This window comes from Methylobacterium sp. DB0501 (genome assembly GCF_011043735.1).
Classification (GTDB): Bacteria; Pseudomonadota; Alphaproteobacteria; order Rhizobiales; family Beijerinckiaceae; genus Methylobacterium; species Methylobacterium alsaeris.
The window spans coordinates 47,485-57,514 of record NZ_JAAKGV010000031.1; the positions used below are offsets into that span (position 1 = coordinate 47,485).

Consider the following 10,030-nt stretch of genomic DNA (forward strand, 5'->3'; position numbering starts at 1 on the left):
CGCCTCATGTTCGGACTGCCCCTCAGCTTCGCCGCTCCCGCCGCCCTCGCGGCCCTCGTCGCCCTGCCGGCGCTCTGGTACCTGCTGCGGGTGACGCCGCCGCGGCCGCGCCGCATCGACTTCCCGCCGCTTCGCATCCTCGCCGACCTGTTGCCGGAGCGCGAGACGCCGGCCCGCACGCCGCCCTGGCTTCTGGCCCTGCGCCTGATGGCCGCCGCCTGCCTGATCCTGGCGGTGTCGGGGCCGGTCTGGAACCCGACCCCGCAAGGGAGCGGCGACGGGCGTACGCCCCTGGTTCTCGTCCTCGATAACGGCGTCACCGCCGCGCAGGACTGGCGCGACCGGGTCCGCGTCGCCACCGCCGAGGTCGAGGCGGCCTCCCGCGCCGGACGGCCGGTCGCCCTGCTGGCGACCGCCTCGGCCCCGGCAGGGCTGGAGGCGACCGGCCCCGGCCCCGCCCTGGAGCGCCTGCGCGCCATCGAGCCGCTGCCGCATCTCGCCGACCGCGCCGCGCAATCCCCGGCGCTGACCGCCTTTCTGGATCGCAACCCGGGCAGCGCCGTGGTCTGGATCCACGACGGCGTGGCCGGGCCGGGCGGCGACGCCTTTCCGAAGAGCCTGGCCCAGGTCGCCGCCCGCACCGGCGCCGCGATTACCGTGCTCAAGGCCGAGCGCCCGCCGGCCCTCGCGCTCGCCGGGCCGGATTCGTCGGGTGGTCAGCTCGGCGTCCGCGTGGTGCGGGCGGCTCCGAACGGGCGCGATTCCGGCACCGTGCGCGCCCTCGACGCCAAGGGCCTGCCGCTCGCCGAGACGAACTTCGCGTTCGGGGCGAATGCCGACGCGGCCGAGATCCGCTTCGACCTGCCGGTCGAGCTGCGCAACGCCATCGCGCGGTTCGAGATCGCGGGCGAGCATTCCGCGGGCGCGGTGGTGCTCGCCGACGAGCGCGGCCGCCGCCGCCGGGTCGGCCTCGTTTTCGGCGGCACCAGCGACCAGGCCCAGCCGCTGCTCTCGCCGACCTATTACCTCTCCCGCGCCCTGACCCCCTTCGCCGACGTGCAGGAGCCCCGGGCGGGGCGCGGGGTCGCCGAATCGATCGGCCAGATGCTCGATTCCCAGGTCTCCGTCCTGGTGCTCGCCGATGTCGGCGCCCTCGATCCGGCGACCCTGGAGCGGGTCTCCGCCTTCGTCGAGAAGGGCGGCCTGCTGCTGCGCTTCGCCGGGCCGCGGCTCGCCGCCGGCAGCGACGACCTCGTGCCGGTGCGCTTGCGCCGCGGCGGGCGGACGCTCGGCGGCACCCTGTCGTGGGACAGCCCGCGCACGCTGGCGCCCTTCGCGCCCGAGAGCCCCTTCGCGGGCCTGACCCCGCCCGCCGATATCGGCGTGCGGCGCCAGATCCTGGCCGAGCCGGACGGCGACCTCGCCCGGCGCACCTGGGCCGCCCTTCAGGACGGCACGCCGATCGTCACGGCCGCGAAGCGCGGGGAGGGCATGGTGGTCCTGGTTCACGTCACCGCCGACACCACCTGGTCGAACCTGCCGCTCTCGGGGCTGTTCGTGACCATGCTGCGCCGGGTCGTGGCGCTCGCCGGCACCACCCCGCCGACGACCGGCGCCAGCGCCGGGAGCCCGCCGCCGGTGCTCGCCCCGCGCCTGACCCTCGACGGCTTCGGCGCCCTCAAGACGCCCCCGGCCACCGCCCGGGCGGTGCCGGCGACCTGGACCGAACGTGCGACCCTCGAACACCCGCCGGGCTATTACGGCCCGGCCGATGGCGGGCTCGCCGTCAACGCGCTCACCGCGGAGGACCGCCTGACGCCCCTCGACCTCTCAAGCCTCACCGGCGCCCGCTTCGGCGGCCTGGAGGAGGCGCGCACCCGCGACCTGCGCGGGCCGTTCTTCCTCGCCGCCCTGCTGCTGCTGGCCCTCGACACCCTGGCGAGCCTGTGGCTCGGCGGCTTCCTCGGACGGATGGCGTCGCGCCTGCGCCGCCGGCCGGCGGCGGCGGCGCTGGTCCTCGGCCTCCTGGTGCTCGGGGCCGCGCCCGAGACCGCGCGCGCCGTCGAGCCCGCCGCCAACCGGCCGAACGGCATCGAATCGGCCCTCGTCACCCGCATCGCCTACGTGGTCACCGGGGATGCCACCGTCGACGAGACCAGCCGGGCGGGCCTCGCCGGCCTGACCCAGATGCTGGCGAGCCGCACGGCGCTCGAACCCGGCGAGCCGGCCGGCATCGACCCGGCCCGGGACGAGCTCGCCTTCTATCCGCTGATCTACTGGCCGATCGTGCCGAGCCGGCCGCTGCCGAGCGCCGACGCGATCCGGCGCATCGACGCCTTCATGAAGAATGGCGGCACGGTGATCTTCGACACCCGCGACGCGATGACGGCCCGCCCGGGCGGCCCGCCGACGCCCGAGGCGCTCTATCTCCAGCGCATGCTCGCGACGCTCGAGGTGCCGGAGCTCGAGCCGGTGCCCCGCGACCACGTGCTCACGAAGGCGTTCTACCTCGTCGACGGCTTTCCCGGCCGCTACGCCACCGGCCAGACCTGGGTCGAGGCCCTGCCGCCGGCCAGCGATGGAGCCGAACGCCGTCCGGCCCGGGCCGGCGACGGCGTCTCGCCGATCGTCATCACGGGCAACGACCTCGCCTCGGCCTGGGCGATCGGCCGGCGCGGCGAGGCGCTCTATCCCCTCGTCGGCGGCGATCCGCGCCAGCGCGAGATGGCCTTCCGCGGCGGCGTCAACCTCGTGATGTACGCGCTCACCGGCAACTACAAGGCCGATCAGGTGCACGTGCCGGCCCTGCTGGAGCGGTTGGGGCAGTGAGGCGTCGCATCATTCAACGGTACCGGACATGCTGAGCTTCAGCCTCGCCCCCCTCGTCCCCGTGCCTGTCCTCTGGGCCTTGGGCGGTCTCACCGCGATTCTCGCCGTCGTCGCGTTCCTCGCCCGCGGACCGGTGGCGCTGCTGCGCGTCCTCGTCCTCGCCCTGGTGCTGCTGGCGCTCGCCAACCCCTCGCTGGTCCAGGAGGAGCGCGAGCCGGTCAAGGACGTGGTCGCCGTCGTGGTCGACCGCTCGGGCTCGCAGGGCCTCGGCGACCGGCCGGCGATGACCGACAAGGTGCGGGCCGAGCTGCAGCGGCGCCTCGGGACGCTCAACGAGATCGAGCCGCGCTTCGTCGAGGTGCCGGAGGCCGGCGGCGACGAGGGCACGCGGCTGTTCACCGCCCTGTCGAGCGCGCTCGCCGACGTGCCGCCGGACCGCCTCGCCGGCGTGGTGATGCTGACCGACGGCGTCGTCCACGACATCCCGGCGAACCTCGCCTCCCTGAGCTTCAAGGCGCCGCTGCACGTGCTGGTCACCGGCCGGCCCGACGAGCGCGACCGCCAGATCCGCCTGATCGAGGCGCCGCGCTTCGGCATCGTCGGGCGCGACCAGACCATCCGGGCCGAGGTGATGGAGCGCGGCGGCACCGGCTCGGCGGTGGTGACCGTGCGCCGCGACGGCGAGGAGGTGGTGCGCCAGACCGTCCGCACCGGCCAGCCCTTCAACCTGACGCTGCGGGTCGAGCACGGCGGTCCCAACGTCGTCGAGATCGAGGCCGAGGCGCTGCCCGGCGAGCTGACCACCGCCAACAACCGTGCGGTGCTGCCGATCGAGGGCATCCGCGAGAAGCTCAGGGTATTGCTCGTCTCCGGCGAGCCCCATGCCGGCGAGCGCACCTGGCGCAACCTGCTGAAATCCGACGCCAATGTCGACCTCGTCCACTTCACCATCCTGCGCCCGCCGGAGAAGCAGGACGGCACCCCGATCTCCGAGCTGTCGCTGATCGCCTTCCCGACCCGCGAGCTGTTCCAGCAGAAGATCAAGGACTTCGACCTCATCATCTTCGACCGCTACGCCAACCAGAGCGTGCTGCCGTCGAGCTACTTCGACAACATCGTCCGCTACGTGCGCGAGGGCGGGGCGCTCCTGATCGCCGCAGGGCCGGAATTCGCGTCGGCTGCCAGCCTCGCCCGCACGCGGCTCGCCGCGATCCTGCCGGGCGAGCCGAACGGCCGGGTCGTCGAGCGGCCCTACAAGGCGGCGCTGACCAATAGCGGCCAGCGCCATCCGGTTACCCGCGACCTGCCGGGCTCCGAGGCCTCACCCCCGGCCTGGGGCGACTGGCTGCGCCTGATCGGTGCCGAGGTCCGGCCCGGCGTCACCCCGATCATGGCGGGCGCCGATTCGCTGCCGCTGCTGGCGTTGTCCCGCGAGGAGAAGGGCCGGGTGGCGCTCCTCCTCTCCGATCATGCCTGGCTCTGGGCCCGGGGCTACCAGGAGGGCGGACCGCATCTCGACCTGCTGCGCCGCCTCGGACACTGGCTGATGAAGGAGCCGGCCCTCGAGGAGGAGGCGCTGCGGGCGAACGCCACCGGCCACGGTCGCGAGGTCCGGATCGAGCGCCAGACCATGGGCGACACCGCCGAGCCGGTCACCGTGACGGCACCGAGCGGCAAGACCCGCACCGTGGTGCTCGATCCCGACAAGCCGGGCCTGTTCGCCGCCACCTTCGAGGCCGACGAGCTCGGGCTGCACACCCTGCGGGCCGGAAACCTCGTCGCCTTCGTGAGCGTCGGCCCGGCCAACCCGCGCGAGCTGATCGACGTGTTCAGCGACACCGAGCGCCTGCGCCCTCTCGCCGAGGCGACCGGCGGTTCGGTGCGCCGCCTCGCCGAAGCCGGCGGCGGGCTCGCCATCCCGCGGCTGCAGATCGCCCGCTCCGGCCGGCTTTCCGGCTCCGACTGGATCGGCTTCCGCCCCAGCGACAGCGCCGTGGTGCGGGGCGTCTCGGTCTACCCGCTGGGGCTCGGCCTCGCGGCGCTGGCGGCTCTCGCGGCGGCGGTGCTGGCGATGTGGCTGGTGGAGGGGCGGCGCGGGCGGGTGTGAGGGACGATCAGGCTGGGTCGACAAGGACTTGCCGTATTCCGCTCATGCTGATTGCCGGCTTCTCTCTTTGCTCCCATCGCTTGAACGAGGCGATCAGGAAACGTCACCAACCCGCTGCAACGTCGGAAGAAAACTCGTGGAGTTCGGAAACGGCCCGTGACGCGGCCACGCGGCGGTCCCGGATGGGCGGATGCCCGCTTTCCTCGACCGCCCGCTCTTGAGACGCGGGGGGTGGTCCATCCGTCCGCCCCGCCGGCTTCGCCGTCAGTCCGTCCGGTCCCACATCCCGGTCTCGACTCCGGCCATTGCCGCGTCCGGTGCGACCCACGTCCAGTCCGCCCCTGCCTGGTGCCGGAACCACGTCACCTGCCGCTTGGCGTAGCGCCGCGTATCCGCCTGACCCCGCGCGACCGCCTCGTCGTACGACAGCGCCCCGCGCAAATGCGCGATCAGCCCCGGTACGCCGTGGGCGCGCATCACCGGCAGCATCGGGTCGAGGTCGCGGGCGGCGAGCGCCCGCACTTCGTCGAGGGCACCCGCCGCCATCATGGCGAGGAAGCGGGCATCGATCCGCGCCCGCAAAACCTCCCGGTCCGGCGTGAGGAACAGCTTCGCGCAGGACCGGCCGGTGAGCGGACCCGGCCGGCGGGCAGCCTGGAAGGCGGCGATCGGCCGGCCCGTCGCTTCCAGCACTTCGAGGGCGCGCAGTACCCGCAGGCGGTCGTTGGGATCGAGGCGGGCGGCGCCGTCCGGATCGCGGCCGGCGAGGGCGGCGTGGAGGTCCGGCGTCTCGCTCCCCTCGGCCCGGGCCCGCACCTCCGCCCGCACCGCATCCGGCACGGGCGGGATCTCCGACAGGCCCTCGGTCAGGCCCATGAAGTAGAGCCCGGTGCCTCCGACGACGATCGGCAGCCTGTCCGCCGCCCAGGCCGCACGCAACGCGGCGCCGGCCTCCGTCAGGTAATGGCCGACGGAGAAATTCACCGCGCCGTCGATCGTCCCGTAGAGACGGTGGGGGGCCAGCAGTTCCTCCTCGGCGCTCGGCCGCGCCGTCAGCCGATGCAGGTCGCGGTAGACCTGCATCGAATCGGCGTTGATCACCACGCCGCCATGCCGGCGGGCCAGGGCCAGCGCGAGCGCCGACTTGCCCGAGGCGGTCGGCCCTGCAATGAGGATTGCCCGAACCCGCCCGTCCATGCCTGCCCCTCCCACGCGCGCGGGCGGGACGCGCCGCGTCACGACGAGCCCGAGAACCCCGATGACCCTGGTCGCCACCCTGATAGCAAACCCGGAGCGCCCCGCCATCACCGACGCGGTGCTGGCTGAGGCGAGGGCGCTGCTGGCGACCCGGCACCAGCCCCGTATCCTGCACGGCGAGGTCGCGGCCGAGATCCTGGCCGAGGGCGCGCCGGCCTCCGCCTCGGCCCTCGCCGAGCGCCTGCGCACCGCATTCCAGGATGAGCCGATCGACGTCGCGGTCCAGGTGGCGGGCCCTCATCGGCGCAAGCGCCTGTTCCTCGCCGACATGGATTCGACCATGATCGGCCAGGAATGCATCGACGAGCTCGCCGACCAGGTCGGCCTCAAGGATCACGTCGCGGCGATCACCGAGCGGGCGATGCGGGGCGAGATCGCCTTCGAGCCGGCCCTGCGCGAGCGCGTCGCCCTGCTCAAGGGCATGCCCGTCAAAGCGGTCGATGACGTGATCGCCGAGCGCATCACCCTGATGCCGGGCGGGCGCACGCTCGTGCGCACCCTCAAGGCCCACGGCGCCTACACGGCCCTGGTCTCGGGCGGCTTCACGCTGTTCACCGGGCCCGTGGCGGAGAGGATCGGCTTCGACGAGCACCGCTCGAACCGTCTCGAGATCGAGGGCGACACCCTCGCCGGCACCGTCGCCGAGCCGATCGTCGGGCGCGACGCCAAGCGCGCGGCGCTGATCGAGCTGCGCACCCGCTTCAACTTCGACCCCGCCGAGACCCTGGCGGTCGGCGACGGCGCCAACGACCTGGCGATGCTGGAGGAGGCGGGTCTCGGGGTCGCGTTCCGCGCCAAGCCCGCGGTTGCGGCAGCGGCGCAGGCCCGGATCGACCACGGCGACCTGACCGCGCTCCTCTATCTCCAGGGCTTCGCGGCGGCGGAGTTCGTCGAGTAGGTTGCGTTCCGGGCGGTCCTCGCTACACGACACCGGATGTCCACCGGCTTGATCCTGCACGATGACGGTTGCCAGCGCTGCTGGTGGCCGGGCACCGACCCGCTCTATGTCGCCTACCACGACACCGAGTGGGGCGTGCCGGAGCACGACGACCGCGCGCTCTACGAGAAGCTGATCCTCGACGGGTTCCAGGCCGGCTTGTCCTGGATCACCATCCTGCGCCGGCGCGAGGGGTTTCGGCGGGCCTTCGCGGGCTTCGCGCCCGAGGCGATCGCGCGGTTCGGGCCGGCGGAGGTCGAGGCGCTGATGCAGGATGCCGGCATCATCCGCAACCGCGCCAAGATCGAGGCGACGATCCGCAGCGCGCGCGCCTGGCTGGCCATCCAGGAGCAGGGACCCGGCTTCTCGGCCTTCCTGTGGGATTTCGTCGACGGGCGCCCGCTCCAGCCGCGTGCGGAGACCCGCGCCAACATCCCGACCGAGAGCGCGGCCTCGCGGGCGATGTCGAAGGCGTTGAAGGCGAAAGGCTTCGGCTTCTGCGGCCCGACCATCGTCTACGCCTTCATGCAGGCGGTCGGCATGATCAACGACCACCTCGTCGGCTGCTGCCGCCACGACGCGTGTGCCGCCCTGCCGGGGCCTTGCACGTCCCTGCCGGGGCCTTGCACGTCCCCGCGGGAGCCTGGCGGCCTCGGGGGGCCGCGATGAGCGGCCAGCCCCGGGCCTGGCAGCGGATGCTGTCGGGGCGGCGTCTCGACCTCCTCGACCCGTCGCCGCTCGACGTCGAGATCGTCGACATCGCCCATGGGCTCGCCCGCGTCGCGCGCTGGAACGGCCAGACCGCCGGCCCGCACGTCTTCTCGGTGGCGCAGCATTCGCTGCTCGTCGAGGCGATCGGTGGCGCGTTCGAGCCCGGCCTCGGCAGCGCCGGGCGGCTCGAATTGCTGCTGCACGACGCGCCCGAATACGTGATCGGCGACATCATCTCGCCGTTCAAGGCGGCGATCGGCCATTCCTACAAGGCGGTGGAGAACCGGCTGCTCGCGGCGATCCGCCTGCGCTTCGGCCTCACGCCGGCGCCGACGGCCGCGATGCAGCGGCTGATCAAGCGCGCCGACCGCCTCAGCGCCTACCTGGAGGCGACGCGGCTGGCAGGATTCTCGCAAGTCGAGGCCGTCCGGGTCTTCGGCAAGCCGGATCGCCTCGATGCGGATCCCGGCGCCCTGCTGGAGCCCTGGCCGACCGCCGAGGCGCAAGGCGCCTTCCTCAGTCGCTTCCACGCCCTCGCCGAGGCGATGCAGCCGGCCACGGCCTCGTGAACAAGGATCTTCCGCCCCCATGCCAACCCTGCACGTCTGCGCCCTGTCCCGCCTGCCCGAGACCGTCGCGACGACGGGGGCGCGGCGGATGGTGACCCTCATCAATGCCGGAACGCCGGTGACCCGGCCGCCGGCCATCGCCGAGACTGACCACCTGTTCGTCGGCATCAGCGACATCACCGACGCCCTCGACGGCCATGTCCTGCCGGACGAGGTCCATGTGCGCCGCCTCCTCGATTTCGTGCGGGACTGGGACCGGGCGCAGCCGCTGGTGATCCATTGCTACGCCGGCATCAGCCGCTCGACGGCGGCCGGCTTCATCGCGGCCTGCGCCCTGCGGCCGGACCGCGACGAGGCCGAGATCGCCCGCGAGCTGCGCGAGGCCTCGCCCTCGGCGACGCCGAACCGGCGCCTCGTCGCGGTGGCCGATGCCCTGCTCGGCCGCGACGGGCGCATGGTGGCGGCGGTGGCGTCGATCGGTCGCGGCGCGGACGCCTTCGAGGGCGAACCGTTCAGCCTCACCGTCGAGTGATTCCACTGTGGCCGAAAGGCAGCCCTGGCGCGCAAACGGGCAGCGAGTGGCCCTCCCGTAGCCCTGCGGCACCGCCGAAGGGTTGTTTCGCGCGATCTCACTCGCCATAACCCAACGCTCATCATGGGAGCATCCTCGCTTATGTCCGCAGCCCGGTCCGATGCCAGCCGCGCGGCCGTCTCCGCACCCGCCGGCCCGGCCGGACTCGCGGACCTGCCGTTCGAGAAGGCCCTCGAGGAACTCGAGGGCATCGTTCAGCGCCTGGAACAGGGCAACGTGCCGCTCGACGAATCCGTCGCGATCTACGAGCGCGGCGAGGCCCTCAAGCGCCACTGCGAGACGCTGCTGCAGCGCGCCGAGGCGCGCATCCAGCGCATCACCCTCGGGGCCGACGGACGCGCCGCCGGGACGGCGCCGCTCGATGTCGCCTGATCGCTCCCATTCGTCCCGCCCCGGCTTCCGGCGGCGGGGTCTCTCCTTCCGGACGTGAGGATGGCTCCGGTGTCACCGCTCAACCTTCCCCTCCTCGACCGCGTCCGCGTTCCCGCGGACCTGCGCCAGCTGCCCGAGAGCGACCTGGCGCAGCTCGCCGCCGAGCTGCGCGCCGAGACCATCGACGCCGTCTCGGTCACCGGCGGCCACCTCGGCGCCGGCCTCGGCGTCATCGAGCTCACCGTCGCCCTCCACTACGTCTTCAACACTCCCGACGACCGCATCATCTGGGACGTCGGCCACCAGGCCTATCCCCACAAGATCCTGACGGGCCGCCGCGACCGCATCCGCACCCTGCGCCAGGGCGGCGGCCTCTCGGGCTTCACCAAGCGCTCCGAGAGCCCCTACGATCCCTTCGGCGCGGCGCATTCCTCCACCTCCATCTCCGCCGGCCTCGGCATGGCCATCGGCCGCGACCTCGCGGATGCCGCCGCGAAGGCGCGCGGCGAGACGCCGCCGCGCCGCAACGTCGTGGCGGTGATCGGCGACGGCTCGATCTCGGCCGGCATGGCCTACGAGGCGATGAACAATGCCGGCGCGCTCAAGTCCCGCCTGATCGTCATCCTCAACGACAACGACATGTCGATCGCGCCGCC

Annotated in this window: 9 protein-coding genes; 8 read left to right on the forward strand and 1 reads right to left on the reverse strand. The window is 73.2% G+C overall.

The genetic code is table 11. The features are described 5' to 3' along the window. Positions 1-6: 6 nt before the first annotated feature. Both G4G93_RS31675 and G4G93_RS31680 read left to right on the forward strand, forming a co-directional pair. The gene (locus G4G93_RS31675; RefSeq protein WP_165091091.1) at positions 7-2,829 is read left to right on the forward strand and encodes a DUF4159 domain-containing protein; all 2,823 of its coding nucleotides are present in this window, start codon (positions 7-9) and stop codon (positions 2,827-2,829) included. A 28-nt stretch (positions 2,830-2,857) separates the two neighbouring features. Next, on the forward strand, positions 2,858-4,936 hold the full coding sequence (locus G4G93_RS31680) for a hypothetical protein (protein ID WP_165091093.1): 2,079 nt from the start codon (positions 2,858-2,860) through the stop codon (positions 4,934-4,936). A 264-nt stretch (positions 4,937-5,200) separates the two neighbouring features. On the opposite strand, the gene miaA is transcribed toward G4G93_RS31680, so the two are convergent. After that, positions 5,201-6,148 carry a tRNA (adenosine(37)-N6)-dimethylallyltransferase MiaA gene (miaA, locus tag G4G93_RS31685; protein ID WP_165091119.1) on the reverse strand — a complete coding sequence of 316 codons (948 nt, stop codon included), beginning with the start codon at positions 6,146-6,148 and terminating at the stop codon, positions 5,201-5,203. 46 nt (positions 6,149-6,194) lie between these two features. Here miaA and serB point away from each other — a divergent pair, with 46 nt between their 5' ends. The 6 genes from serB to G4G93_RS31715 form a co-directional block, all read left to right on the forward strand. Then, positions 6,195-7,091, forward strand: coding sequence for a phosphoserine phosphatase SerB (serB, locus tag G4G93_RS31690; protein WP_165091096.1), 897 nt, complete (start codon positions 6,195-6,197; stop codon positions 7,089-7,091). A gap of 36 nt (positions 7,092-7,127) precedes the next feature. After that, positions 7,128-7,799 (forward strand): DNA-3-methyladenine glycosylase I, encoded by a 672-nt coding sequence (locus G4G93_RS31695; protein ID WP_165091098.1) that lies wholly within the window; start codon positions 7,128-7,130, stop codon positions 7,797-7,799. Next, complete coding sequence (locus G4G93_RS31700) at positions 7,796-8,410, forward strand: HD family hydrolase (protein ID WP_165091101.1); 615 nt, start codon at positions 7,796-7,798, stop codon at positions 8,408-8,410. The genes G4G93_RS31695 and G4G93_RS31700 overlap by 4 nt, the downstream gene beginning before the upstream one ends. A 19-nt stretch (positions 8,411-8,429) precedes the next feature. Beyond that, positions 8,430-8,942 (forward strand): tyrosine phosphatase family protein, encoded by a 513-nt coding sequence (locus G4G93_RS31705; protein ID WP_165091104.1) that lies wholly within the window; start codon positions 8,430-8,432, stop codon positions 8,940-8,942. A gap of 141 nt (positions 8,943-9,083) precedes the next feature. After that, complete coding sequence (locus tag G4G93_RS31710; protein ID WP_165091106.1) at positions 9,084-9,374, forward strand: exodeoxyribonuclease VII small subunit; 291 nt, start codon at positions 9,084-9,086, stop codon at positions 9,372-9,374. Positions 9,375-9,443: 69 nt separating this feature from the next. Further along, positions 9,444-10,030: 1-deoxy-D-xylulose-5-phosphate synthase N-terminal domain-containing protein (locus G4G93_RS31715; RefSeq protein ID WP_312892310.1), on the forward strand; the 587-nt coding region annotated here is incomplete at its 3' end.

What these genes read in the sequence shown, in the direction of transcription:
- G4G93_RS31675 (WP_165091091.1), top strand. Translation starts at nt 7, where the DNA reads ATGTTCGGACTGCCCCTCAGCTTCGCCGCTCCCGCCGCCCTCGCGGCC.
- G4G93_RS31680 (WP_165091093.1), top strand. Translation starts at nt 2,858, where the DNA reads ATGCTGAGCTTCAGCCTCGCCCCCCTCGTCCCCGTGCCTGTCCTCTGG.
- serB (WP_165091096.1), top strand. Translation starts at nt 6,195, where the DNA reads ATGACCCTGGTCGCCACCCTGATAGCAAACCCGGAGCGCCCCGCCATC.
- G4G93_RS31695 (WP_165091098.1), top strand. Translation starts at nt 7,128, where the DNA reads ATGTCCACCGGCTTGATCCTGCACGATGACGGTTGCCAGCGCTGCTGG.
- G4G93_RS31700 (WP_165091101.1), top strand. Translation starts at nt 7,796, where the DNA reads ATGAGCGGCCAGCCCCGGGCCTGGCAGCGGATGCTGTCGGGGCGGCGT.
- G4G93_RS31705 (WP_165091104.1), top strand. Translation starts at nt 8,430, where the DNA reads ATGCCAACCCTGCACGTCTGCGCCCTGTCCCGCCTGCCCGAGACCGTC.
- G4G93_RS31710 (WP_165091106.1), top strand. Translation starts at nt 9,084, where the DNA reads ATGTCCGCAGCCCGGTCCGATGCCAGCCGCGCGGCCGTCTCCGCACCC.